General features: G+C 53.6%; 22 protein-coding genes and 1 tRNA gene. 5 read left to right on the forward strand and 18 right to left on the reverse strand.

What is annotated here, in order from left to right:
* Nucleotides 1–264: 264 nt before the first annotated feature.
* A complete protein-coding gene (locus tag Q8902_06300) occupies nt 265–1,347 on the reverse strand; it encodes a PorV/PorQ family protein (GenBank protein MDP4199162.1) in 1,083 nt (360 codons plus the stop codon).
* A 6-nt stretch (nt 1,348–1,353) separates the two neighbouring features.
* Between Q8902_06300 and Q8902_06305 the strand changes: the two genes are divergently transcribed.
* Nucleotides 1,354–2,013 (forward strand): hypothetical protein, encoded by a 660-nt coding sequence (locus tag Q8902_06305; GenBank protein ID MDP4199163.1) that lies wholly within the window; start codon nt 1,354–1,356, stop codon nt 2,011–2,013.
* Nucleotides 2,013–4,937 carry a DNA polymerase I gene (gene polA, locus Q8902_06310; protein ID MDP4199164.1) on the forward strand — a complete coding sequence of 975 codons (2,925 nt, stop codon included), beginning with the start codon at nt 2,013–2,015 and terminating at the stop codon, nt 4,935–4,937. The genes Q8902_06305 and polA overlap by 1 nt, the downstream gene beginning before the upstream one ends.
* Nucleotides 4,938–5,029: 92 nt before the next feature.
* Here polA and Q8902_06315 read toward each other — a convergent pair whose 3' ends face one another.
* From Q8902_06315 to Q8902_06395, 17 genes are all read right to left on the reverse strand, one after another.
* On the reverse strand, nt 5,030–7,972 hold the full coding sequence (locus Q8902_06315) for an insulinase family protein (protein ID MDP4199165.1): 2,943 nt from the start codon (nt 7,970–7,972) through the stop codon (nt 5,030–5,032).
* A gap of 225 nt (nt 7,973–8,197) precedes the next feature.
* The gene (locus Q8902_06320; protein ID MDP4199166.1) at nt 8,198–8,455 is read right to left on the reverse strand and encodes a hypothetical protein; all 258 of its coding nucleotides are present in this window, start codon (nt 8,453–8,455) and stop codon (nt 8,198–8,200) included.
* A 321-nt stretch (nt 8,456–8,776) separates the two neighbouring features.
* Complete coding sequence (cysS, locus tag Q8902_06325) at nt 8,777–10,210, reverse strand: cysteine--tRNA ligase (GenBank protein ID MDP4199167.1); 1,434 nt, start codon at nt 10,208–10,210, stop codon at nt 8,777–8,779.
* A gap of 5 nt (nt 10,211–10,215) precedes the next feature.
* Nucleotides 10,216–11,502 carry a trigger factor gene (gene tig / locus Q8902_06330; GenBank protein MDP4199168.1) on the reverse strand — a complete coding sequence of 429 codons (1,287 nt, stop codon included), beginning with the start codon at nt 11,500–11,502 and terminating at the stop codon, nt 10,216–10,218.
* A gap of 104 nt (nt 11,503–11,606) precedes the next feature.
* Nucleotides 11,607–11,969, reverse strand: a complete 363-nt coding sequence (locus Q8902_06335; protein ID MDP4199169.1) for a four helix bundle protein — start codon at nt 11,967–11,969, stop codon at nt 11,607–11,609.
* Between the two features lie 79 nt (nt 11,970–12,048).
* A tRNA-Leu gene (locus Q8902_06340) sits at nt 12,049–12,133 on the reverse strand.
* Nucleotides 12,134–12,570: 437 nt separating this feature from the next.
* Nucleotides 12,571–13,146 carry an SIS domain-containing protein gene (locus Q8902_06345; protein ID MDP4199170.1) on the reverse strand — a complete coding sequence of 192 codons (576 nt, stop codon included), beginning with the start codon at nt 13,144–13,146 and terminating at the stop codon, nt 12,571–12,573.
* A gap of 370 nt (nt 13,147–13,516) precedes the next feature.
* The gene (locus tag Q8902_06350; GenBank protein ID MDP4199171.1) at nt 13,517–14,155 is read right to left on the reverse strand and encodes a histidine phosphatase family protein; all 639 of its coding nucleotides are present in this window, start codon (nt 14,153–14,155) and stop codon (nt 13,517–13,519) included.
* Complete coding sequence (locus Q8902_06355) at nt 14,156–15,145, reverse strand: GHMP kinase (GenBank protein MDP4199172.1); 990 nt, start codon at nt 15,143–15,145, stop codon at nt 14,156–14,158.
* Entirely contained in the window at nt 15,146–15,577 is a 432-nt protein-coding gene (locus tag Q8902_06360) for an HIT family protein (protein ID MDP4199173.1), read from the reverse strand.
* A gap of 37 nt (nt 15,578–15,614) precedes the next feature.
* Nucleotides 15,615–16,634, reverse strand: coding sequence for an FAD:protein FMN transferase (locus Q8902_06365; protein ID MDP4199174.1), 1,020 nt, complete (start codon nt 16,632–16,634; stop codon nt 15,615–15,617).
* Entirely contained in the window at nt 16,631–17,218 is a 588-nt protein-coding gene (locus tag Q8902_06370; GenBank protein MDP4199175.1) for a hypothetical protein, read from the reverse strand. The genes Q8902_06365 and Q8902_06370 overlap by 4 nt, the downstream gene beginning before the upstream one ends.
* Nucleotides 17,215–17,757: an FMN-binding protein gene (locus Q8902_06375; protein ID MDP4199176.1), complete on the reverse strand. Its 543-nt coding sequence runs from the start codon at nt 17,755–17,757 to the stop codon at nt 17,215–17,217. The genes Q8902_06370 and Q8902_06375 overlap by 4 nt, the downstream gene beginning before the upstream one ends.
* Entirely contained in the window at nt 17,754–18,950 is a 1,197-nt protein-coding gene (locus Q8902_06380; protein MDP4199177.1) for a hypothetical protein, read from the reverse strand. The genes Q8902_06375 and Q8902_06380 overlap by 4 nt, the downstream gene beginning before the upstream one ends.
* An 87-nt stretch (nt 18,951–19,037) precedes the next feature.
* On the reverse strand, nt 19,038–20,141 hold the full coding sequence (locus Q8902_06385) for a DPP IV N-terminal domain-containing protein (protein ID MDP4199178.1): 1,104 nt from the start codon (nt 20,139–20,141) through the stop codon (nt 19,038–19,040).
* Between the two features lie 167 nt (nt 20,142–20,308).
* Nucleotides 20,309–21,109, reverse strand: a complete 801-nt coding sequence (locus tag Q8902_06390; GenBank protein ID MDP4199179.1) for an FTR1 family protein — start codon at nt 21,107–21,109, stop codon at nt 20,309–20,311.
* A gap of 17 nt (nt 21,110–21,126) precedes the next feature.
* Nucleotides 21,127–21,720, reverse strand: coding sequence for a transcriptional repressor (locus Q8902_06395; GenBank protein MDP4199180.1), 594 nt, complete (start codon nt 21,718–21,720; stop codon nt 21,127–21,129).
* A gap of 146 nt (nt 21,721–21,866) precedes the next feature.
* Here Q8902_06395 and Q8902_06400 point away from each other — a divergent pair, with 146 nt between their 5' ends.
* The 3 genes from Q8902_06400 to Q8902_06410 are packed head-to-tail and all read left to right on the forward strand — an operon-like array spanning nt 21,867 to nt 25,046.
* Nucleotides 21,867–22,424, forward strand: coding sequence for a Rieske (2Fe-2S) protein (locus Q8902_06400; GenBank protein ID MDP4199181.1), 558 nt, complete (start codon nt 21,867–21,869; stop codon nt 22,422–22,424).
* A 19-nt stretch (nt 22,425–22,443) separates the two neighbouring features.
* Nucleotides 22,444–24,345, forward strand: a complete 1,902-nt coding sequence (gene dnaG / locus Q8902_06405) for a DNA primase (GenBank protein MDP4199182.1) — start codon at nt 22,444–22,446, stop codon at nt 24,343–24,345.
* The gene (locus Q8902_06410) at nt 24,342–25,046 is read left to right on the forward strand and encodes a methyltransferase domain-containing protein (protein ID MDP4199183.1); all 705 of its coding nucleotides are present in this window, start codon (nt 24,342–24,344) and stop codon (nt 25,044–25,046) included. Before dnaG ends, Q8902_06410 begins: the two co-directional genes overlap by 4 nt.
* Nucleotides 25,047–25,054: the final 8 nt, after the last annotated feature.

The following is a 25,054-nucleotide window of genomic DNA, read 5'->3' on the forward strand; positions in this document are numbered from 1 at the left end:
TCCGGAACAGGGTCGATAATGCATCTAACAGTATCGCCGCTAAGGAACGGTGAAGTTCACCACGCTTCTGCTACACTCCGTCTGTTGCGGTTTATATACCGTAACAAAGGCTGCTACAGAATGTGAGCAGTATACAAGGGATGAAGGAGGAAGGAGGAAGGATGAAGGATGAAGGATGAAGGGGCCTGGATTCCCGGCTCGCGCCAACGCTTCGCGGGAATGACAATTGGAGGCAGACATTTCGCGGGAATGACAAATTGGGAGCTACTCCCCTTTACGCTTCCACTTGGGTTGATCGAGGAGGAAGGAGAGGCTGACACGGTGGGTGGCGCCGAGTTGGTCCTGGCCGTTGAATCCGAGATAGGCGTAGTCGATGTGGAGCTTTGAAAAACTGATGCCGGCGCCGACGCTCCACATGTTCATGTCATTGTATCCGCCGCGCAGTGCAAAAAGATTTTTGAACTGGTACTCGAGGCCTTCATGGAGATCGGCGGAAATCGGTCCGGCATGGACCTGCGCGATGGAGCCACGCGACTCGAATCGCAAGTCGGCATCGAGTGTGGGCATCAGGCGGTGCGCGCCATCGGCAGTGATTTGCCAGGTATACGCCGCGCCAAGTTTGAGGGTCGGCGAGACGAGTTCTTTGCGGCCCGTCGAGTAGGAAAGCAGGGTGGTCGTGATGTCCTGCGCGACGGCCCCGAGCGTGAGAGCGTCCCACGGCTTGTATCGGGCCGCGAGATCGAAACCGAGGCCCGATGCGGTGGTCTGCGGATCGAGTCGGCGGTAGACGATCTTGGCGTTGACGCCCCACGACAGCGTGGGATCGACGGCCCGAGCAAAAGAGAGCAACGCGACCCAGTCGTAGTTGCTGAATTGCGAGACCTTGTTGTAATCAAGGTACTCGGTGGGATCGAGCTGACCGTTCAGGTTGGCATCGACCAGGGCATTGCGGGTATCGAGGATGCCGCTAATGCCGATGTGAAGGATTGAGAGGCCCGCGGTTGTCCGGGCATCGAGCGGTACGGCGAGCGCGCCATAGTTGTACTGCACGGTGCCATCGAAGCGGGACTCATGCATGGCAGTGACCATGGGGAAGGTCAGCGCGCCGAGTCCGGCGGCGTTCCAGTATCCGGCCGTGGCGTCCTCGCTAATGGCGGCACCAGCACCGCCGAGCGCAAGCGATCGGGCTCCGACGCCAAGCTGGAGGAACTCGCCGGAGTAGTTGGCGACGGTCTGGGCGCGGGTGCTAATGACGAATGACAAATGACAAATGACAAGCGTCAGCAGCACTCTGGCGCTACGGAACGTGTTCGACGATGTGACCGACTTCCAATTGTCATTTGTCATTCGTCATTGAACATTTCGTCTCGCTGGCTGGCTCCGCGCCGACAGGTCAAAAAGAAATCCCCTGCCGGCGGCAGATCGGAGATTGAGCTATTGCAGGCCTATCGCAAGAAGCTCGAACGGCTGAACATCGAGCCGGAGAAGATCGAGCATCTCGATCTCGGCAACGATTTCTACTGGCTGTTTCGGCTGAGCGGGATTCTGGCCGGGGCATACCACCAATTCGATCGGCTGAACGAGAAGCATTTCGCCGGTCGGTACCCGAGACCGGTGATTCGGTTCTGCAATCGCTCGACCGGAGGCTACTACAACAAGACGCGGCACGAGATCGGTATTTCGTTCGCGATGACTGTCGAGCACGGTGAGGGGGAGTTCAACGAGACGCTATTGCATGAGATCGCCCATATCGTGTATCAGGCACATTCGGCGGCATTCTATGAATTGCTCGTCAGAATCGGTGGCAGCGGAAGAAAAGCGCCGATGACGCTGTTGCTTGCCGCGAAGCGAGTGCGGTACGTCGAGCGGAATTATCCGGTCATCGTACACTGTCCGAACTGCAAGCGGGAGCATCGCTATAAAACGCGCCGCGCATTGCGCTATGCCTGCCGCCCCTGTTGCGTGAAGTTCGCGGGCGGGAAGTATGACAGCAGGTTTAAGTTTATCGTCTGATGAAGCTACCCAACCACACCACTGATGGCCGTCCGCTCGTCGTATTATTCGATGCGATGGCGCTTGCCTATCGGGCGTATTTTGCGTTTATCACGCGGCCGCTGACGAATGCGCGAGGCGAGAACACGAGTGCGGTCTATGGCTTCATGACGGCGTTGTTCCAATTTCTCGATCATCATGCGCCGGCTTATGCTGCGGTTTGCTTCGATACGCCACATCCTACGTTTCGGCACAAGCGGTTCGAGGCTTACAAGGCAACACGGCAGGCGATGCCTGACGATCTTCCTCCGCAGTTGGAGAAGATCAAAGAGATCATCCGCGCCTTCCGGATCCCGATGATTGAAGTGCCGGGCTTCGAGGCGGATGACATCATCGGCACGCTGGCCCGCATGGCGGAGCAAGCGGGAATGGAATCGTTGCTCGTCACGCCGGATAAAGATTTCTGCCAGTTGGTTGGGGATCACGTCAAGATTCTGCGTCCATCTCGTGATGGTGGCGCAATGGAAATTTACGATACCGAGATGGTCCGGCAAAAGTACGGCCTCGAGCCAAAGCAGATCATCGACTATCTCGCGCTCGTTGGCGATGCCAGCGATAATATTCCTGGTGTGCGCGGCATTGGCGAAAAGACTGCTGCGCCACTATTGCAAAAGTTTGGCTCGCTTGCGAATCTATACGAACACATTGCTGAAGTCGACAAGAAGGGCATCAAGGACAAGCTCACAAACGAGCGCGACAATGCATTCCTTTCTTATGAACTTGCGACGATCGACACGAGCGTTACGCTACCGCTCACGCTCGAAGGTATTCGGTATGGTGTCCTGCCCGATTTCGATGCGCTCGACCTGCTGGTGCACGATCTTGGGTTTAAGTCGCTGGCAAACCGGCTGCACCAACTGAAGGAGGACTTGCTCAAATCGGAATCTTCCCAAACGCTGGAAATGGCGCTTGCGCCGGAGGACACAACTAAAGAGCGTACCGAAGAGGAGCAACTCGAAGCGTTCGATTTCGCAGTTGGACCATCGACGGAGGAACAGGATATTCACTCGTGGCCGCATGCCTATGTGATGATCCGCACGATTGAAGGCGTGCATGAGCTTGCGAAGCTCCTAGCCGAACAGCACGAATTCTGCGTCGATCTGGAATCGACCGGACAAGATGCGAACACGGCGGAGATCATCGGTATCTCGTTCGCAGTCAAGCCGGGGGAGGCATTCTATATTCCGATTCACTTGCCGGATATCGGCTCGGACATCGATGCCACATCGCTATTCGAACATACTCCGCCATCGAGCGCCGAAAATGCGCTCACAATGGGCCTGCCGCTTGCCGACGTATTGAATGTGCTGCGGCCTGTGCTGGAAAACGAGCATATCGGGAAGGTTGGACAGAATATCAAGTACGATGCGCTCTTGCTGCGGCATAATGGCGTCCATATGCGGCCGCTGACCTTCGACACGATGATCGCGGCCTATCTCTATCGGTTCGATGGTTCGCATTCGATGGACGCATTATCGATCGAGCATCTGAAATATCGGCCCGTGCCGCTGGCGGATGTGGTCGGGCAACTAAAGGATGGCACGGCCCGTCGCAGCATGGCCATCGCGCCGACTGTGAAGCTGGCCAAATATGGCGCTGAGGATGCGGACGTCACGCTCCGGTTGCGGCATGTCCTGGCTCCGAAGCTCGAAGAAGTGAATGTTGCAAAGCTTTGTAAGGACGTAGAATTCCCGCTGGTAGAGGTACTGACGCAAATGGAATATCACGGCGTCAAGATCGATTCGGAACTACTCGGACTTGCAAGCAAGGAGATGGAGCGCGAAGCCGAGAACCTTTGCCGGCAGATCTACGAGTATGCAGGTGGGCCATTCAATATCGATTCGCCGAAACAGCTTCAGGAGATACTCTTCACAAAGCTCGGACTGCAATCGGGACGCAAGACAAAGACGGGTCTTTCGACGGCCGCCAACGTACTCGAAGACTTACGGCACGAGCATCCAATTGCCGAGTGTCTTCTTTCCTACCGGCAGTATCAGAAGTTGCGTGGGACGTATGTCGATGCACTTCCTCGCATGGTGAACCCAAAGACGGGTATGGTGCACACGAGCTACAATCAGGCGGTCGTCGCCACGGGTCGTATTTCATCGACCGATCCTAACCTTCAGAATATTCCGATCAAGACGGAGATGGGCCGCGACATTCGTAAGGCGTTCGTATCGCGGTTCAAGCATGGCCAGATTCTTTCGGCGGATTACTCACAGATCGAGCTTCGAATCATGGCGCATGTCACGCGCGATGCCGGTCTGATCGAAGCATTCTCGCAAGGTCAGGATATCCACACTCGCACGGCCGCAGGAATTTTTGGTGTGCCGCTCGAAGAGGTTACGCGCGAAATGCGGGGCAAGGCAAAGGGTGTGAACTACGGTATCATGTACGGGATCGGTGCATTCGGTCTTGCGAGGAACGTCCGCATTACCCAGAAGGAAGCATCCGAGATCATCCAGAAATACTTCGCGGCGTTTCCGCTGATTCGGAAGTACATGGACGACACGATCAAGTTCGCACGCACGAACGGTTACGTGGAAACACTACTTGGACGCCGTCGGTACATGCGAAATATCTCGGCAGCAAATCAGGCCGTCCGTTCGGCCGATGAGCGCGCTGCGATCAATGCGCCCATTCAGGGTACGGCTGCCGACATGATGAAGCTCGCGATGATTGACATCCATCGTGAAATGGCCCGCCGCAACATGCGGAGCATCATGATCATGCAGGTCCACGATGAGCTAGTATTCGATGTTGTGCCAGAAGAAGCCGACGAGATGATGCCCCTGGTCAAGGGACTCATGTCGAACGCGATGCCGATGGTCGTGCCGATCGATGTCGAAGCGGGCATCGGGCCGACATGGTTCGAGGCACACTAAACCTGGATTACGCTGATTTTAGCTGATCAATCTGATAGGCTGTTCACTACCCGGCCATCGGCTCAATCAGCTAGAATCAGCGTACTGGTGGTCTAATACCCAAATATCTCGTCCAAGCTTAACTCCTGCACATCGCCATACTTCGCAAGATCTTTCATATCAACCTTGCTCTTGGATCCGAGCACGGCGATCGTATAATGGTGACCCTGAATATTTTGTTTTTGGAATGCCTCGATGTCATCGAACGTAAGCTTCGGGGCTTGTTCGAAGACATCCTTTCGGAGGTCATGGTCCAACCCCATCTTACGAGCGCGTTCGTAGGCGAAGAGGATACCTTCACGTGTCGTCCGCTCGGTTGAGAGGGTGTTCACGAGTGCTTCCTTCGATTGCTCGAAAAGCTTGTCTGCCCGTGGCATATCATTCAGGAGTTCGAACATGCTCTTCATTGTCTCCGGGGATTTATCGGCCTGCGAGCCAACATAGGCGAAAATCGAGTATGGCTCATCCTTCTTGTTGCCAACTTGATAGCTGCTCCATACCGCGTAGGCCAGCGCTTTGGATTCGCGGATCGTTTGGAACGTGATCGAAGCCATCGAGCCACCGTAATACTCGTTGAACAAACCAATCACAGGCTGCTTGTTCGGTTCAAAATGCGGCATCCCTTTCGAAACCATGATGACTTCCGCTTGCGCCATGTCATAATCGACGAAGTAGACTTTGTTAGTCTTCGTATCTTGATGGACATAATCCACCGGAGTTGGCGCAATGCGGCCAGCATTCGGGAAGTGGTGTCGATGATCTAATACTGTGACGAGCGCATTCACTTGTGCCGGACCATAATACAGCACGCGGTGCTTGTATGACGTCAGCGTGTGAATGCGGTCGACAAGTTCGCTTGCAGATAAATGTTGCAGCTCGTTGTTGGTTAAATCATACGTCTGTGGATTCGTCTTGCCATAGACGGCATAATTGCGGAGCGCCGACCAAAGGATGGTCCCCTTATTCTTTTTGCCATCCATGCGGGACTTGATCGTCCGGCCAACGTAATCCTTCAAGGCGGTTTCGTTGGGTTGAGCGTTTGCAAGAAGTGATTCGAACAACTCGACGCTTGGCGCGAAGTTCTTCTGCAAGCCTGTCAGTGAAACGGAGACCTCGTCGTTATCGGCATTGACATTGAAGCTCGATCCGAGTGCAAAGAATTTCTTTTTGATGTCTTCTGGCGCCAGCTTATCGGTGCCAAGATAGTTCAGATAATCCAGCGCATACTTCAGCTTCTTATCATTCCGGCGACCCATTTCCACGACGTAATACAACGTAAACCGATCGTTCTCGTTGTTGTGCAAGTAATAAACCGGGATGCCACTGGCCAGCTTGGTCTCGGTGATGTCATGCTTGAAATCGAGAAAGTGTGGCGTAACCGGAAGGGCCGGCATGTCCAGAATCGATTTCAGAAAGGAGGACTGCGACGTACGATTTGTTTCGACGGGCGTGATCGCGGGCTTCGTCACTTTTTCGATCCCGCGATGCTCGCCGGAGCGCTTATATACGATCGCATAGTCATCGCCGTAATACTTGTTCGCAAAAGCGACGATCTCCTGCTTCGTGATCTTCGCGAGTGCATTGATATGCTCCACCTCGTCCGTCCAGTCCGTATGCCGAATGAATGCGTCCATCATTGTGAAGGCCCGCCCACCGTTGTCTTCATTCGTTCGCAACCGGCTGATCGTGAAATCATTGATGATCGCGGGCAGTAAGCTTTCGTCGAATTGTCCCTTCTTGACCAATTCGAGCTGCGACAGCAACAGATCGCGGACCTGATCGAGCGATTGGCCTTCCTTGGGTTTGCCACCCAGAATATGAACGCTGTAATCGTTCATGGCCTGCTGATACGAATACGCATTCAAGACCTTTTGCTGTTGGTTTAAATTCAGATCGATCAGTCCGGCGGTGGAGTTGGACAGGATCATGTCCATCATCTGCATAAGATCGGCTTCGTGCGTGTTGACGCGTGGCAGGCGCCAGGCCATCTGCACGAATTCGGCGTCCGGGCCATAGACCTCGCGGACTGCGGGTTGTTTGAGATCGACTTCCGTAGGCGAAACCCAATCGGGCAAGGACTTCGATTGCCACTCGCTCATGTGCGCATCGATCATGCGTATGACCTGGTCCGGATCGAAATCGCCAGACATGACGAGCGCCATGTTGTTCGGCACATACCACTTGGAATAGAACTCTTTGATCTTCTTGATCGAAGGATTCTTCAAGTGTTCGATCGTGCCAATCGTTGTCTGCTGACCATACGGATGCTTCTGGAATATTGCGGCCATGAGCGCCTCGTTCGCGAGTTCGTTATCGTTATCGAGGCCGCGGTTCTTCTCCTCATAGACGGCTTCGAGTTCCGTGTGGAACAGTCGCAGCACCGGATGGCGAAATCGCTCCGCTTCGATGGTCAGCCATTTATCGATCTGGTTCGATGGAATGTCATTGATATAGACGGTCTGCTCATCCGAGGTGAAGGCATTCGTGCCGGTGGCGCCAAGCGCGGATAGCATTTTGTCATACTCATTCGCGATCGCCCACTTCGCAGCAACTCCACTGACGGAATCGATCGCATGATAGATCGCCTTGCGCTGCATGGTATCGCGTGTTCCGCGATATGTCTCGTAGAGACTCTCGATCTCGTCGAGATATGGCCCTTCTTTTGCGTAATCCAGCGAGCCGTATTTATCCGTCCCCTTGAATAGCAGGTGCTCGAGATAGTGCGCGAGTCCTGTCGCATCCGGTGGGTCCATTTTCGAACCGGCGCGGACCGCGATCATGGTTTGAATGCGCGGCTCGGTCTTGTTCACGCTGAGATAGACCGTCAGGCCGTTCTTCAGTGTGTAAATCCGGGCGCCCAGAGGATCGCCAGTAACGGAAACATATTTGTATCCGCCCGACGTGTGCGATTCAGCCTTGAATTGGGCCGAGGCCGTGCCCGCAAAAACAAATGCGGACGCAAGAATGAGTAGGACGCAACTGCGTAGGAATTTCATGGGAAAGTTGGGTTTGGAATGGGGGAGGGTTAACCCTTATTGTAGCGGCGAGGTTTCCCCGTCTAACTCAGACATGATACGATGTCCTGCCTGTAGTGGCGCGGTTTCCGCGCCTGCCTCGGAATAGACTCGGCCTAGATCTGGCAGAAGAGAATCTCTAACTCTTCGTCGAGATTCGGCCTCTCGAAGACGAGCAAGATTGATCGGGTTTTCAATCTCGTCGAACTAAGCCCCTGGATTATTTTCAATATATGCTCGAATCAGTCGCAATTCGCCTTCATTTCGAATGACATGCTCGAACATGTTAGATCGCCACACCGGTGCAATCTCTCCTCGCTGGGCGTTGATGGCCTTTGCTGATTGATACTTCCAGTATCCGACGACCTGACCAAGAGCAGCTCGACCGGCAAACGGTTTAGGATCAGCGCTTATCGTCCGTTCGTCTTCCTCAATGATTATGATTGCATGGACATGGTTCGGCATTATCTGCATCCAATCGATAGAGACGTTTAGAAAATGCTGGGGGGGTATGCCAGATGCGATTGACGATATTACCGAACTCATTCAAGACCATTTTACCATTAGGAACCTCCCCAAGGATGCATTCTCTGTTTTGAGTGCAGAACGTACCATAATAATAACCGGGCGAGCGGTAGTCGCAATCTTTCAATCTGAAATTCTTCCGGCGCTTGTCTTCCATAGGAAGCTTCCGCTACTCCGAAGCAGGCGCGGAAACCGCGCCACTACAATTGAAACGCGATTGCCGCAAACTGTTGGGGTGGCGTTTCTTCGCACTCTCGATAATCATTTCAACCGCCAAGTCGTCCCCTCTTTGTTATCTTCGAGAATGATGCCGGCAGCGTCCAACTCGTTTCGAATCGCATCGCTCGCTGCAAAGTCGCGCCGGGCGCGGGCGTCTTTGCGCTGGCGAATCAGGAGTTGGATAACGCTGTCGAACTTATCGGACAAATCAGAATGACCGGAGGTGTTGGTTGGAAGAATGCCGAGGACATCACCAGCAAGTGCTTTCCAAATCTGATGCAGTTTGGAGAGCGCATCCTTCGCGCCGGACGTCAGCGCGTTATTCGTTTCCGTCGCAAGCTCATAAATAACGGCAATTGCCTTGGCCGTGTTGAAGTCATCATCCATCGCCTCGATAAATTGCCGAACGATCGGATGATTTCGATCCAGCGATGCAATTTCAGTTGGCTCCGTCGCTTCAGCAAGCCTTCCATAGCTTCCGAGAAGTTTTTGGTAGCCTGCATCTGCCGAAGCTATCGCCGCGGGCACGAACTCCGTCGTCCCGCGATAGTGTGACTGCAGAATTGTGAACCGCAATGAGAGCGGATCGTATTGCTTGTAGAGATCGCGCAAGTACGCCGAATTTCCCAGCGACTTGCCCATCTTTACGCCGCCGGTCGTCACCATGTTATTGTGCATCCAATAGCGGACGAACGGCTTACCATTCGCGCATTCGGATTGGGCGATCTCGCACTCGTTGTGCGGAAAAGAATTTTCGAGTCCGGCGCCATGAATATCGAATGTCTCACCGAGGTACTTCATGGACATTGCGGAGCACTCGATATGCCAGCCCGGAAATCCTTCGCCCCAAGGCGATGGCCAGTGAAGGATATGACCCTTCTCGGCGCGCTTCCACAGTGCGAAGTCATTGGGCGAGCGCTTGTCGGTCCGGGCCTCGACTCTCCCGCTCGATTCCTGGTCTTCGGTCTTGCGGCCGGAGAGCTTGCCGTATTCTTTGTCCTTCGCGACATCGAAATAGACGTTGCCCTCCACCTCGTATGCAAAACCTTTTGCGATCAACTCCTTGACCATCTCGATCTGCTCGATGATGTGGCCGGTGGCGCGCGGCGCGATGTCGGGACGCTGCACGTTCAGTGCATCCATGTCCTCGTAGTATCGCCGCGTGTAATACTCGGCGATCTCCATCGGATGCTTTTTCTCCTTGCGGCTTTGGACTTCGAGTTTGTCTTCGCCGGAGACATCATCGTTATCGGTCATGTGGCCGACATCGGTGATGTTCTGCACGTAGGTTACATCATATCCCAGGAATTCGAGATAACGATGAACGATGTCGGCCGTGATATACGCCTTCGCATGTCCGACATGAGCATCCCCATAGACCGTCGGCCCGCAAAAGTACATGCCGACGTGCCCCTCGCGCAATGGCACGAAGCGTTCTTTCTTGCGAGAGAGCGTATTGTATATTTCGAGGGGCATTCCGTTTATGCGGCTACTTCTACCGGCTTCTCCACAAGCTTCACCATCTCACGCAGTCGATTGCCGAGTTTATCGCTGACGATGCGGTTTTTGATCGAGTCCTGTTTATGATAATACTTAAGCAGATTCTCTTTTGGCAGGCCGTACTTGGCGGCTTCTTCCTCCGCAAGCTTTTCAAAGTCTTCGTCAGTTGCTTCGATCGCTTCGGACTCGACCAGTTTATCGCGCAGTAACACCCATTTGCCGCGCGCCTCGGCAATGGGACGATTTCGCTCGCGGAATTCCTCCTCGTCAATGCCATAATTCGGCGGGAAATTGCGCTGAACGTTCATCTGCTGCCGCTCTTCGAGCATCTGATCGAGAATGGCACGCACGATGGTCAGGGGCACTTCGAACTGATGCAGCTCGAGCATCTTCGCAACAATGCGTTCCTCCACGTCTTCTTTTGCGGCGCGGTCGCGGGCTTCCGTGAGTTCTTTGCGGACATCCTGACGAAGTTCCAACTCAGTGGCAGCCTTGCCACCCGATAGGTCCTTAATCAAGTCTTCGGTTAGCTCGGGCAACTCCACGCGCTCCGCGCCAAGGATCGTAATTTCCGCAGGCTCCGGAGTGTGATCGTGCGGGCCGCTATGATCGCGGTGCTGGGTCGGCAAATCGATCGTCAGCGTCTCGCCAACTTCTTTGCCAATGAGCGCCTGCTTTAGCTCTGGCAAAATATCGTGCTCGGCGAGATAGATTTCATCTTCCGAGGCCGAGCGCGGTTGGCCTTCTGCAGCATTGACCATCATGAAGCTCAGCTTCGCGATTGTCTGCTCTGTCTCGATCTTGGCGACGGGAATCCGCTCGGCACGCCGGAAACGGAGTCGATCGATAGCGCGCGTCACATCCTCATCGCCCACGGGATACTCGCGGGTTTCGATTTCGATGCCACTCATATCCTGCAATTCGATCGTTGGTGCGATCTCGTACATGATATGAAAATGCGCGCCTTCACCGGCATGCCGATGCAAATCGGTCATGACGGGCGCGCCGATGGGTTCGATCTTGAGTTCTTCGACCGCCTCGCGAAATTTCTCCTGTGCCAGACGCTCGAGCGCATCACCTTCGATGGCATCGCCGTGCAATTTCTTCACCATGCTGATCGGCGCTTTGCCAGGACGAAATCCCGGCAGTGCCACGCGCGATCGCATAGTCTTGTAGGCTTCGTCGAAGGCTGTTTGAAGTTCAGCCTCATCGACGGTGATCTCAAGCTCGCGCTGAATCGCCGAGCGCTCGTGTATAGTAGTTGTCAATATCGTAGTTGATCGAAAAAAGTGGATAGAGGATAGTTGATAGTGGATAGTTAATGGTGGATAGTGGTAGCACGGTGTGCGAAGGCTTTATCCATTCTCCACTATCAACTATCTTTGGGTCCGGCTTTCGCGGTTTTGATGGAGGCAGTAAGCATTTTGAGCAATTCTTCGCAGTCCGTTAGCAGAGAAGTGGCTTCCACAGCGGTTAGCACATCTCCTTCCTTAAAAAGTCGAATCCAATAATGTGTTTCAAACGCCTCTTTGTGGGCGATGCTGAGCTTGTGGATGAAATCGGCTCGCGATTCCGCCTGTGAAGCCTCTTCGACGTTCGCGCCAATAGAAGTCCCGGAGCGGTAGAGTTGCTTCGAAAGCGTGTATTCCTTCCTCACTTCTACAAAGTGCTTGTGAAGCTTCAGAATTCTCACTGCGAACTTAAACGATTTGTCTCTTAGTACGCTCGCCGACATGGCCGCCCTCAAAATACTTCCAATGATTACTATCCACTATCATCTATCCACTATCATCTATCCACTATCCACTAGGTGGTGGTGCCGGAGACAGGACTTGAACCTGCACATCTTGCGATACGAGATCCTAAGTCTCGCGCGTCTGCCAATTTCGCCACTCCGGCTTCTGCCAATCCACTACGGTCGCCTCACGGCTTAGCGGGTTATCGACTCGATTTCATGACGAATCGCCTGCAACACAGCGAAAGGGGAGAGGGTTTTGCCGCTGTAGTATGGCCTTCAGGCCAGCGCTCGGGATTCTGCGGAAGTGAGGGTCGGTGAGTACAACTCGCCGGTACACCATCCAGCTGATAAAAAGTTGCAGAATTCATCTAAAATATGCGATGCCGGATGGGTCGAACCTCGTTATATTAGGTGGAGGGGGTTCTCTTCATCAATGACGAATTACGAATGACGAATTACGAAAATTGAAGCGGGAGCTGCATATTTGCAATGCGAAAAGTTGTAACTGTCCAAGCGACACCGTAAACTGCTTCATGAATAATTTCCCAAAACGTAATATAAAATAATTGGACGTGTCTGGAAGACAGCACGATTCAGGTCACGCTGGCTGCTCGGCGCGGAGGCGCTTCTGGAGTTCAAGGGCGACGTAATGGAAGATCACCGAGTGGACGCTTTCGGACGTACACATGTCATTAAGCGGGACGTGGACGGAAGACTGGGCGATCTGCTTGAGCTTGCCACCACCAAAGCCTGTTATACCGACCGTATGCATCCCATTGGCATTGGCCCATTCGATCGCATGGATGATATTGGGGCTATTGCCGGAGCCCGAAATGGCTATGAGGATGTCATTGGGGCGGGCCAGGGTGCGCAGTTGCTGCTCGAAGATTGTATGGTAGCCATCATCGTTGCCATACGCTGTCATGAGGGCGACGTTGTCCGTGAGCGAGAGTGCTCGGAGCCGCTTGGGCTGGTCCTTGGAGTAGAGGGTGCCTTTGGCAAGGTCATTCGCAAAGTGCGAGGCATTGGCAGCGCTGCCACCGTTGCCGATGACGAACACCGTGCGATCATGATCGTAGGCGTCCATAAGCAACTCGATGAATCGGGCGACTTCTGTGGAGTCGAGGGAACTGAGCGACTGATTGAAATAGCTGAGGTATTCTGGAAAGGTCATGGGTGTAGGATTGGCAACAGGCTGGATGAGCTAAATCATCCCAATGCAAACTTCAGTGGAAAAAGGCCATACAGTACAGCTAAAGTTTCGCTGAATGTTTATATTTTAACGGATTCTCGGTGCGGTTTGGCCCTGGAGTTGAGGAATTACGGCTTAGTTAATAGACCAATCATTCAATATGGAACCGTCGAATACGAATTCTAACTGGGAGGCCTCTGACCGGGTGGAGCGAATTCTGCGAATTCAAAATGTTGCGACGCAACTCGCTTTATTGGTCATCCAGACCCGTCAGCGAAACGAAGAATCCGATGATCGCCGCGAAACGAACAACGATCGCGAGGCGGATTGAAAGAGGCTATGCGCCAAAGATTTATGTGCCGGGAAGATTTTTGAGCTGCTCGCTTAGATGTGAGCGGTCACCGATTTGCTCGATGAGCGGACCATGCGCTCCAAACTGAACAATACTCACCGAACCAACCGGGCATGCGAGACGATAACGAAATCGTCCGACATCAATGCCGATGAGTGCGCAGAGCGCGATTCGAATGGTGGCTTTATGTGAGACGATGAGGACCTTCCCATCCTGAAATGCATCTCGAATTTCCTGAATAACAGAGAGTGCGCGCCGAGAGACAGCAATGGCCGACTCGCCGTCAGTCGGTGGATACCACGCGGGATCGGCGATCCAACTCACGTGCTCATCATGATATGTTCGGTCAACTTCCTCGACCGATTTTCCTTCCCACGCTCCGTAACCAATTTCGGTCAGATTGTCGCGTTGCTGCAACTGGATGCCGGAATTTGTAGTGATGATCTCGGCTGTCACCCGAGTTCGTTCGAGTGGCGAATGGTAGATTGCTTTCCATGCAGTATCCTTGTAGAATTCCGCGAACTCGCGAGCCATTACCTGGCCCGGCTCGGTCAGCGGGATATCTGTTCCGGAGCCACAGAAGAGGTTCTCGCGGCTGGACGCTGTTTGACCGTGTCGCAAAAAATAAATCTGGAGCATCTACCACTGATAGCGTCGTTGATTGAAAATAATTGTCGCGCCAAAATTATCGAGCATAAACGGCATCTGCCGGTATGTGGAAAGGGCGTCGCGGACTTTGGCTTGATTCTCCGGCTTGACATAGAGCAGCAAGAAGCCACCACCGCCAGCGCCGGCAAGCTTTCCTCCAAGCGCCCCGGCTTTCCGAGCGCGATCGTACATCTGATCGATTTCGGAAGTTGTTATTCCGCTTGCGAGTTGTTTTTTCAGCCTCCAATTTTCGTCGAGTACCTCGCCGATCTCATCGAATCGCTTAGCTCGAACAGCAATTTCGACCTTTTTGCCGAGTGCGTGGATCGCCTGCAGACTTTGGCGATTGTCACCGGTTTTTTCCCGCTGCTCCGTCAAGATTGTCGATGCCTGCCTGGTGATGTTAGTGAAGAACAGCATGAAGTGCTGCCCGAGATAGTGGCGCTCGCGCTCGGTGAGGTCCAGGCGCTCGGTCGTGACGCGTTCGGATCCATGAAACGTGATTCCACACAGTCCGCCGTGCGCCGCAATGTATTGGTCCTGTTTGCCGATTGGCTTCTTCAGAATTTCGATTTCGATCGCGCAGGCTTCTTCGGCCAGCTGATCGTGCGTGACTTGCCGGCCACGGAAAGTATACATCGCGTTCAGCAACCCAACGGTCAAACTGCTCGAGGAGCCGAGTCCAGAACCCTCAGATGGAATATCCGCGAAGGTTGCAAGTTCGAAGCCATTCCGCAGGCCCGCAAAAAGTCCAGCTTCGCGAACGAGTTCATGCTGAATTTCGGAAATGTCATCGACGATTTCCTTGCGCGCGGCATAATTCAGATAGATCTTGTCGTCAAAGCGCTCCTTGATCAGCACATAGACATACTTATCGAGCGCGGTGGAAACCACGAACCCATCGGAGTCTTTGTAATAGGCTCGAAGGTCCGTACCGCCTCCGGCGAGGCTAATACGAAGCGGTGTTTGACTAATCAACATTTAGGCAGGAGTCCTTTCTATTTCAGCACGAATCCTTCGGGCAATATCGGCCATCTCATGGTCCGGAATCTCCCGCAAGATTTTTGGATCGGGAAGTTCACCGTGGCCATCATCCTCGAACCTCGGGACAAGATGCACGTGCGCATGGGGAACACCAATACCACCCGTATCTGCGATGACCCACTCCGTGTTGAATACCGTTTGGAGGGCCCTTGCAACTCGCCGGACCTTCATAAACAAGAACCCGATATCCGCCCGGTCCATATCCCACACCCAGCGAACATGGTGCTTCGGAATGAACTGTGTATGTCCGGGATTTAGAGGATATCGATCGAGAAAGCCGAGATATTCAGCGTCCTCATAAATGATCTCATGCGGATTCCGACCTGCGATAATATCGCAAAAGACGCAATCGGGGTCGGGGCTTGGCATAGCGGAGTGTGACAAATTGGTGTGCAAAAATACGCCATTACGCTCGAACCGCACCAGAACGGTTCACGAGAATGACTTTCGAATCCGAATATGTTTCGCCAGTCACGAATGAAGCCGTCGAAAGTGCATCGGCATCCAGTCCGCATTTGGCGATGACTGTTGCGGATAATACGCGGTCCGCCGAGTGGCCAACGCGGGGATCCATGATATGCCCATACTTCTGCGCCTGAAAGACCACGTACGACATGTAATTACCACTGGTCGCAAGTGCCTCGTTGGAGATTCGGGTTCTGTATATGAGCTTCCTCGTGTCGCGCGGATCGGGTACGGCAACATCCCAACCATCGTGTCCGTGCGGCGCACCAAGTGCGAACATGTCGCCCGAGATGTCGATGAAGGCACGTTCAATTCCGGCATGCTTGATGATGGCGATCATGGCATCGAGTGCATAACCAACTGCAATGCCACCCAAATCGATCTTGGCCCCTTCGTTACGCAGGCGTGCGGCAGGAGTGGTCTGTGTTGCGCGTAACTCGATTTGATTCGAACCGATCAGTCTAACTGCAGAGGCAATCGCGTCGGCGGAGGGGAGTTGCGTCAGGATATTCGAATTATTTCGAAATCCCCATAACCGCATCAGAGGCTCAACGGTAACGTCAAATGCCTTATCGGTTATTTTTGAAACCTCAACGGATTTAGATAGAATAGATGAGACCTCTGATGAAATGCTGAGATACCGACCGCCAGCTTCTGCGTTGAGTTTCGAAATCTCGCTGGAGGCATCGAAAATGGTGAACAGTGCTTCGAGTCGCTTGAGCTCGTTAAATGCCTCGGTAATAACATGGTTCGCTTCCTCTTCACTCGCTGCGTAGACGCCCATGCGTGCTGTTGTGCCCATCGCAAGGATTGTATGCTCGTAATATGCTGCACAGGCGTGATTCCGCGCGTCACTCATACTTAGCTTGCCGATACTCCTTGCCGCCGGAAGCATGACGAGAACTCCGCATGCTTGCGAAGCTCGTTTCAAGAATATTCGTCGCGTCAGTACTTCTTTCATCGAGTGCGCAATTCCCTGATGAGCGCAAGACATTGTCCGGCAAATGCAAGCGCCATGACGGTCCCGGAAAGCGAGACGAGCCAACTAAATGCCGGGTGCACATACCTCATCAACCAAAGCCCAGCAAATGTAATGAGGATTCCGATAAATGGCTCGAGGACAATTAACTTCCGCAATTGACTATTGAGCGAATCGGTCATTAGTGTAATAAATCCGGACAGTGCGAAGATGAACGTCATCGTTAGGATGTGCGTGTGGATGATGTTCAGCATCTCGGCGAGCGATTTCTGATACTCGATTTCGCCGGTACCAGTTTTACTAGCTGATTGGATGGTCTGGGTCGTATCCTCGGCTTCTTCAGACGAAAGTTCAGATGATGGGGATGTATTGGAGGCAGAGGCTGCTTGCGATTCTGTCCCACGATAGCGTTCTTCGATACCTGCGGGGATCATGCGCGTCGTTTGATAGACGTATGCCAGCGCATGGGCGTACCCGACACCAAGCACGAGCATAATCAGCGCAGCAAACAGTTGTGCTTCGCGCGGAAGATTCCGTAGCAATGGTAGCGAGCGGACTTCCCTCATAGCTTACCGGCCTTTCGAAGCTCATCGAAGAGCACGGCAATCTTTTTCGCCCCGTGAGTAATGGCTTTGCTGGAGATAGTCGCACCGGCAATATTCTCGATGTCCGCACCGACCCGCAACGGTGATGACGCCTGCTTGCCACGAAATTGCCTGCGAAAGGACTCATATTGTATCTCGCCGCCATATGGCTCACGATAGATCAGCACTTCGATCTCGGCGATCTTGCCATCGGGGCGAAACAGTGTCACATAGGTGATCGGCTGCGCTTTACCACGAACATCATCTACAATGCCATAGCCGATAACCTTACCATCGAGCACAGCTTCGTGAATGATCGCTTTGTCGTGCACGGCTTCGCCGGAACGAGCAGCGACATGCGCGGCCACCACGTTATCGATCATGATTGTCTCCTTCTTCATCTCGCACTTCTCGCCAAAAACACGGCGTATGGATGCATCGGCCTTTTGCGCGATGGATTGCGCATTCGCGGTTGGTGTAGCAACGACAAAGAAAATCCCAAGCGCCCGGAGAAATCTCAAAACGCAAATCCTCCACCCAGACTAAATTGTTTGTAATCGGCCTTACCATCGATGCTCGTGATGCGATAATCAATTTTGAAAATGATAGCATCGAGTGGTTTGAATGCAATCCCAGCCACGAATGATGAAGTGACAATATCACCGGCACCCGCCACCAGATTATCACCTTCGAGGATAAGAGTCGAACCGGTAGCACGACGATAGGCTGTCATGTGCTCGTATCGCACGAATGGCAGCAACTCCGCTTCGTGATTCGGCCATAAGCTCAGCACATTGTATGCTGCCTCGAAATAACCACCGGAAAAATACTTTGGACCCGGATTGACAACAGAATCAACGAGATGCACGAACCCAACTTCTCCTCGAACGTGAAGTGGTCCGTGTTCATAGCGTGCGTCGAGGATTGCCATTCCGAGCGTTCGACTTACGGCCATGGGGGTGTCGATTGGCTGCATTTCCGCAAATGCATTGGGCTGAACATACCCTGCGAGACCCACGCGAAGTCCTGCCAGGGGCAAGTAGTCGAGCTTCATGGAAAGTGCCGGATGCGAAGCATCACTCCCGGCAACGAGGTCGCTTGTCGCATCTCCGGCAGAGCCTTCCTGCTTGCCGCCATCAAGCCCCCCCATAGTGATATCAGCCGCCTGCAATCCCTCGGTCAGATAGAGTTGGTACTTCACGCCTTCCGTGATGTCGCCATAGATTCCCGTTCCAATTTCACGCCATGTTGTGGGAATAACCTGCTGATCGAAGAGCGGACGTTCGACACTATAGAACGTATTCGGTTCATGCGTTTGATTGATGATCCCCATCGGAATCAGGATCAAGCCGCCGCGCCAGCCAATATGCTGATTCGCGTGGTAATCGAGGAACGCCTGCTCGAATCCAAGCTCGCCGCCGGCGGCGCGTTCGAGCTTCACGTTTTCGACCTCGAACTCCGACTTAAAGACCCATCGATCGCTGAAGTCGTGATCGATGTAAAGCACGATGCGGGGAAGATTGAGCCGAGGCACATCACCCACACTCGGCCGTTTGTAAGTCATCTCGCCGTATCCACCCAGATGGGTCTGATCGAGAAACGTTTGAAGATTCGACGGGGCCGGACGCGAAGAATCTTCGCTCGATTGCCCAAATGCCGAAGAAGCGATGAGCGCAAACGGGAGCACGAATAGAATCAACTTATTAAGACTCATTCGTCGCAATCGGGCAGAGCCATGAGGATTCATTGGGTCAGGTTTTTTGAAGTGACAGGCTAAAGAAACTCGGTGTGCGGAGTTGACCTACTCGGTCCAGTCCGCGACAAAAATGTTCGTGTTGTGTGGATGCGACCCATTGCGATTCGAGCAAAAGACGAGTTTTTTGCCGTCGCGGGTAAACATTGGGAAGCTGTTGAACCCGCCGCCGGTGGTGACACGCTTCAGATGCGTGCCATCTTTATCGATCATAAACAGCTCGAAATCGCGATGATGCTTTTTGTCGAGATAATTCGAAGAGAAAATGATGCGCTTGCCATCGGGATGCCAGTATGGCGCGAAGCTCGCTGCGTTCAAGTGCGTGACCTGCCGCTTATTACTCCCATCGGCATTCATCACCCAAATCTCGAGTTCCGTCGGCTTGACCAGTCCTTTCTTCAGGAGCGCCCGATATTCGGTGAGGGCTTCTCCTTGCGGACGCGATGCGCGGTATACGATTTCTTTGCCGTCCGGCGAAAAGTATGCGCCACCATCATATCCCTCTTCGTGCGTGAGTTGTCGGAGGCCCGTACCATCGAGCTTCATCGACCAGAGTTCGATATCGCCGGAGCGCGTGCTGGTAAAGACAATTCGGTCGCCCTTTGGGGAGACCGTTGCCTCAGCGTCGTAAATACCCTCGTTGTGAGTAAGCTGACCAATTTGCTTTCCGGTTGTATCGGCGAGATAAATATCGTAGCCGCCATCGAGCGGCCAGACATAGCCCTGCGACATATCGGGTTGTGGCGGGCAGGCACCATCATAATGCTCGTGTGTCGATGCGTAGAGAATCGTGTCGCCACCCGGATAAAAATACGAACAGGTTGTCCGTCCTTTACCAGTCGAGATCCGCTTGACGTTCTTCCCGTCAATTGTCATCATGTAAATCTGATCGCAGGTGTTTGGCTTGACACCATGAGCCTGGAAGGTCAGATACTTATCGTCTGGACTCAGATAGGCTTCGGCATTTTCACCCTCGAAGGTCAACTGCATAATGTTTTGGAGGTACTGCTCGCCGATATAGTGACAAGAATCAGGTAACGGCTTTGCGCCGGCGAACTGCCGCGAAGCATCAATGCCACCATTGTCATCGGCGCTCAACACATAGATAGGCGACATCTTCAGTGTGCGAAGCGTGTAAGAGCTGCTGCTCATGATGCTTCGTCTGGAGGTGTCCGCCGGAGGAGCCGAGGGTTTTGGCGCCGAGAATTGTGCCTGAGCAATAAAGGGAAAAAGCAGGAGGAGTAAGGTTGCTACTAGGAATGCCTTCATCTTGATCGAATGGGTTCTATGAAATCAATGGGTTCAAGATAATCGTCTGGTCATGCTCCCGCATTCGCAAGTCGATGCTTTCGTCGGCCGGTTTGCAGCGCGTGCCCAAAATGATAAATAACCAGCGCGAAGAACAGCACAAGTCCGGCATAGGAGAAAACCGGTACCTGATCGTGCAAAAAATCGATCGCATTGTTCAGAGCCTGACTGGAGAATGGCGGAATGAATCCGCCTTCGCCAGCTTCGTGCAACACATCGAAGACAAGTTGCACGACGAAGAACAACAAAACGAATGCTGTTGATTGCAGAAACTTGCCAATATTAACCTTGACGAGGCCGCGCGAGAGCCCGTATGCGAGCAACACTGCACAGCCAATGCCTGCGAGCATTGCGAGTACATAAAAATGTCCGCCAACGCCAGCGCCAAAGGCAAGCAGCATGAGCACCATCTCGAATCCTTCACGGGAAATCATAAAGAATACAAACGCGAACATTCCGAGCATTGCCATTTTGCTTGGCGCTGCACCGTAGCGATCGAGCCTTGACTCGATATTGCCTTTCAGCTTCTTTCCGGCTCGCATCATCCAAAAGACCATCGTCGCGACGGTCACGGCTGCGGCGGAATACAGCGCAAGTTCGACACCATGATTGTTTACAAGTGCGACCGATCCCAACGCGATGCCGCCGATGGTACACGCCGCGATTGCGGACCAAATTCCAGCTTTCGCCACCCGCCGCAATTCCATTTCGCCACGTTTACGGAGCGCGACGAGTACAGTCATGATAATGAGCGAAGCCTCGATACCTTCCCGGAAGGCGATGACGAATTGATTGAAGAGTTGGTCGAGCATAGCGTTCGTGCTAAGTGTTATCGATTATTACGGACCTCATCGAGCGAAAGGATACCGCCGGATCCGGGAATACCGGTCACCGCGGCAGCTTGAATGGCGTGGGGTCGCGTTGTCGCAGTTGCTGCTACAGCAGAGGAGCCCGTCCTGCAATCCGCACAGATACCAAAGATCTGAAACGAGTGGTACGTTGGGGTAAAGCCGTATTGCGCGCAGGAATCGTCCTGCATGCGCTCGACGCGAGAATTTTCGAATTCGATGATCTTTCCACACCGAGTACAGACCATGTGGTCGTGATGCGGGCGGTCCGTGGTCTTCTCGTATTGCGCGTGACCTTGCGAAAACCGGTAGCGCGAGACGAGCCCGCACTCATGTAATAGGTTCAGGGTTTTATAAACTGTGGCCCGGGATACTTTCGACCCGCTGTTCTTGAGATATATAAACAGGTTGTCGGCGTCGAAATGGTCGTTCCATGCGAGGACGGCATCCAATACCTCGAACCGCTCGGGGGTAATGCGATACTGACCATCCTGTAAGAATTTGCGGAAATGTTCGTGGGGTTTGGTCCCGGCCATGACCGGTTTCTTTCGAGTTGTTTTGGGGAGTGTCTTCATGCTGTTTATTAAGACTCAGTCTCAATACAATCTTCGGTCCCGGGAAGTTCCAAAAGAACAAAGGGCGGAGCCACAACCGATACGTCACATGAATTCCCTCGCGCCGCCTCAGAAACGGCTTCGATATAGTTTGGGGTTATCGCAACATGAAGCGTAGGAAATTTCTGGAGGTAGTCTGCTCGGCTAGCGCGGGACTCGTCATTGCCGGCTCTGCGATCGACCTGGCTAGTATCGGAACGCTCCGAGCGCGCTCGCGTCTTGCCGCGAATGATGTGCGCGAAGTGCCGATTAGTCTTGAGGATACCCCTGATCTGAAGCCAGTAGGAGGCACCTATCATCTCTCGGTCGAGGACCTTGAGCGCGAAATCCTAGTCGTGCATGTCAGCAAAGACCAGTACATTGCGGTCGATATCAAGTGTAAGCACAAAGGCTGCGACATTAATTATGAAGCCGCGCAGAAAAAATTCATTTGCCCGTGCCATGGCTCGGAATACGATCTTGCTGGAGCCAACCTGAAAGGCCCATCCGTAAAGCCCTTGAACTACTACCATGCGGAGTTGCGTGGTAACGAGGTCGTCGTGACCGTCTATGGGCCGGACGATAAGCCGCCGGAAAACGCGACCCCACCGAAAGACACCACGCACAGAGAAGCTGTCTCCGATTCGAGCGTGGACATACCAGCAAACTCGCCCTTCTCGAAGTGATCGCTTTCCTTCATAGCGGATGAAGATTTCCGACCAGCAGATCGAGCAGATTCGCGAGGCGACGAACATCGTCGATCTCGTGGGCGAGCACGTGCATTTGCGCAAAAGCGGACGCAACTTGAAAGGACTGTGCCCATTCCATACCGAGAAGACACCTTCCTTCAACGTCCTCGAAGACCGCGGAATCTTCAAGTGTTTTGGTTGCGGCAAAGGTGGCGATGTGTTCTCGTTCGTCATGCAGATGGAAGGCTTAACCTTCCCCGAGGCCGCCGAGCGACTTGCCAAGCGTGCGAACATCGAACTCCAGAATGTGTCATCAGACGAAGATGATCGCATCAAAAGCGAGCGCGAAGCGATCTTCGAAGCACTCCGTGCCGCCGCGGGATTCTACTACCGACTCCTCCGCGCACCAGAAGGGAAGCGAGCGATGGACTACCTCAAAGGGCGTGGCCTCGAAGATGAAATTCTCCGCAAATTCGGTCTTGGTTATTCGCCCGAAACAAGTGGTGTGCTTACCGCAGCTTTGACGAAGCAAGGTTTCTCGACCGAAGTCCTCGAAGCCGCCGGAATTCTTGCGCATCGCGATTCCGGAGATGCACATGACCGGTCATCTACGTATGAGCGATTCCGCGGCCGGGTCATCTTTCCTGTCTTTGGCGCGACCGGTCGCATCGTCGGCTTTGGCGGTCGCATCATGCCAGGTACCTCGAAGGAGGTTGCCAAGTACATCAACTCCCCCGATACATCGGTCTATCATAAGTCGCAAATCCTCTATGGCCTGTTTCAGGCGAAGGATGCGGTCCGTCGCAGGGGCTTTGCAGTGCTCGTAGAAGGCTACGCCGATGTCCTCGCGGTATTCCAGTCGGGTGTCGAGAATGTCGTCGCGGCCTCCGGCACGTCACTCACAATCGATCAGCTTGGGCTGCTCAAACGGTACACGACTGACGTTGTCTTGCTCTTCGATGCCGACGCCGCTGGCAAGAATGCGACGAATCGTGGCATCGAACTCGCCATCGAAGCTGGGTTCGATGTCAATACGGTCGTACTGCCGGCTGGAGAAGATCCAGATAGCTTCATCCGTGCAAATGGTGCTGCGGCATTTGAAGCGGCAATCGAACGACGCCAGTCCTTCATCGAGACCAAAGCGCAGTACTTCGAAGAGCAGGGGGCCTTCCGCGATCCAGGTCGGATGGCCATCGCGCTCCGCTCGATCGTCGAGACCATCGCCAAGGTCCCAGATGCAATCAAGCGCGCACTTTATATCCAGAAGCTTGGGGAGCGGTTCCATCTAAGCGAGCAAATGCTTACAATCGAACTGCAAAAAATACTCTCGACAGAGCGGCGAACACCACCAACCCGAGTGGCCCAAGTTGAAACCATACCCGATGATCTTCCGGCGAACGAGGCTCCGCCACAGCCTCAAGAGGTACCGCGATCGGAAGCCAGCTTGCTCGAAGCGATGATAGAGGATCCGCATGTTGTCGCGCATGTCATTGACGAAGTTGGGTTCAATCTCGATTTAGTCCGGCATCCATCCGTTCGAGAAGTGATCAGTTTCCTCATGCAGGAGATCGAGTCCGGCGAAACACCAACGATAGCGCAGCTTCTCGACGAGTACCGCGATAAGCCAGAGCGAGACCTGCTCATCCGCTTCGGCATGACGCAGAATACCTTTAGCGATCGATGGGAAGCCCCGATCGAAGATGGGCCATCCGTGCCCGAAATCAAAGCTCGGCAAGCCATGGCGAAGATCGAACTGGCAACGACGGAACGACATCTGCAAGACCTCAGAAAACAGTTGATTGGCGCCATCGATCAACATGAGGTTGCCGAGCTTCAACGAGAAACACTTGCACTCGCCCAACGCATCCAGGTTCTCAAGCAGTGGACTACCGCGCCTCCAGTACAAACGACCCCATGAAGACTGTCGAGTTCTTTTCCGAAGCAGCTTACAACTGGGAAACGCATTATGCAAGCGATCCCCGCTTTCGCCGCCGATTCCTTCGCATCACACATTTGCTCGATCGCATACTTCCCAGAACGCCGGGGCGGGCGTTGGATATGGGGTGTGGGACGGGCGTCTTCAGTCGAGAGCTCGCATCGCGCGGCTGGCGGGTGACGGCGGTCGATTCGTCGGAGAACATGATCGAGCAAGCGCGTTCGATACCGCATGTTGGAGAGATTGAATTCTCAACCAGCACCATCGAAGCATATCAAGCGGCACCATCGAGCTATGAAGTAATTGTTGCGTTCAGCATGCTCGAATATGTTGAGGATGATGAAGCGGCCATCGCGAAATTGGTCGCGATGCTAGCACCACACGGAATACTCATTGTCAGTGTCCCAAACCGCGTTGGACTGCTTCGCAGATTGGAGGGACTTGTCTTCGGCATCCGTGAAATCAGTCGTGATCGGGTCTTCAGCAATCGCGGAGAATATCTGAAACATCAGAAGCGTCAGTACTCACCGTTCGAGCTCGATCTGATGATGCGTCAGACCGGACTTCGAAAGAAACGCGCGATTTTTCTCAATGGAGGAATCACCAGTCCGGCGTGGCTGCTGCCGCTGGCCGAACGTCGCTTGGTTGCCGCGATGTATTGTGCCTGTTATGAGAAAGTCTAAGGCCTATA

This window comes from Bacteroidota bacterium (assembly GCA_030706745.1).
In the GTDB taxonomy this organism is placed as follows: domain Bacteria; phylum Bacteroidota; class Ignavibacteria; order Palsa-1295; family Palsa-1295; genus PALSA-1295.

Coding starts and splice junctions, on each gene's coding strand:
- Q8902_06300 (MDP4199162.1), bottom strand. CDS start 1,347: ATGACAAATGACAATTGGAAGTCGGTCACATCGTCGAACACGTTCCGT.
- polA (MDP4199164.1), top strand. CDS start 2,013: ATGAAGCTACCCAACCACACCACTGATGGCCGTCCGCTCGTCGTATTA.
- Q8902_06315 (MDP4199165.1), bottom strand. CDS start 7,972: ATGAAATTCCTACGCAGTTGCGTCCTACTCATTCTTGCGTCCGCATTT.
- Q8902_06320 (MDP4199166.1), bottom strand. CDS start 8,455: ATGCCGAACCATGTCCATGCAATCATAATCATTGAGGAAGACGAACGG.
- cysS (MDP4199167.1), bottom strand. CDS start 10,210: ATGCCCCTCGAAATATACAATACGCTCTCTCGCAAGAAAGAACGCTTC.
- Q8902_06335 (MDP4199169.1), bottom strand. CDS start 11,969: ATGTCGGCGAGCGTACTAAGAGACAAATCGTTTAAGTTCGCAGTGAGA.
- Q8902_06345 (MDP4199170.1), bottom strand. CDS start 13,146: ATGACCTTTCCAGAATACCTCAGCTATTTCAATCAGTCGCTCAGTTCC.
- Q8902_06350 (MDP4199171.1), bottom strand. CDS start 14,155: ATGCTCCAGATTTATTTTTTGCGACACGGTCAAACAGCGTCCAGCCGC.
- Q8902_06355 (MDP4199172.1), bottom strand. CDS start 15,145: ATGTTGATTAGTCAAACACCGCTTCGTATTAGCCTCGCCGGAGGCGGT.
- Q8902_06360 (MDP4199173.1), bottom strand. CDS start 15,577: ATGCCAAGCCCCGACCCCGATTGCGTCTTTTGCGATATTATCGCAGGT.
- Q8902_06365 (MDP4199174.1), bottom strand. CDS start 16,634: ATGAAAGAAGTACTGACGCGACGAATATTCTTGAAACGAGCTTCGCAA.
- Q8902_06370 (MDP4199175.1), bottom strand. CDS start 17,218: ATGAGGGAAGTCCGCTCGCTACCATTGCTACGGAATCTTCCGCGCGAA.
- Q8902_06380 (MDP4199177.1), bottom strand. CDS start 18,950: ATGAGTCTTAATAAGTTGATTCTATTCGTGCTCCCGTTTGCGCTCATC.
- Q8902_06385 (MDP4199178.1), bottom strand. CDS start 20,141: ATGAGCAGCAGCTCTTACACGCTTCGCACACTGAAGATGTCGCCTATC.
- Q8902_06390 (MDP4199179.1), bottom strand. CDS start 21,109: ATGCTCGACCAACTCTTCAATCAATTCGTCATCGCCTTCCGGGAAGGT.
- Q8902_06395 (MDP4199180.1), bottom strand. CDS start 21,720: ATGAAGACACTCCCCAAAACAACTCGAAAGAAACCGGTCATGGCCGGG.
- Q8902_06400 (MDP4199181.1), top strand. CDS start 21,867: ATGAAGCGTAGGAAATTTCTGGAGGTAGTCTGCTCGGCTAGCGCGGGA.
- dnaG (MDP4199182.1), top strand. CDS start 22,444: ATGAAGATTTCCGACCAGCAGATCGAGCAGATTCGCGAGGCGACGAAC.
- Q8902_06410 (MDP4199183.1), top strand. CDS start 24,342: ATGAAGACTGTCGAGTTCTTTTCCGAAGCAGCTTACAACTGGGAAACG.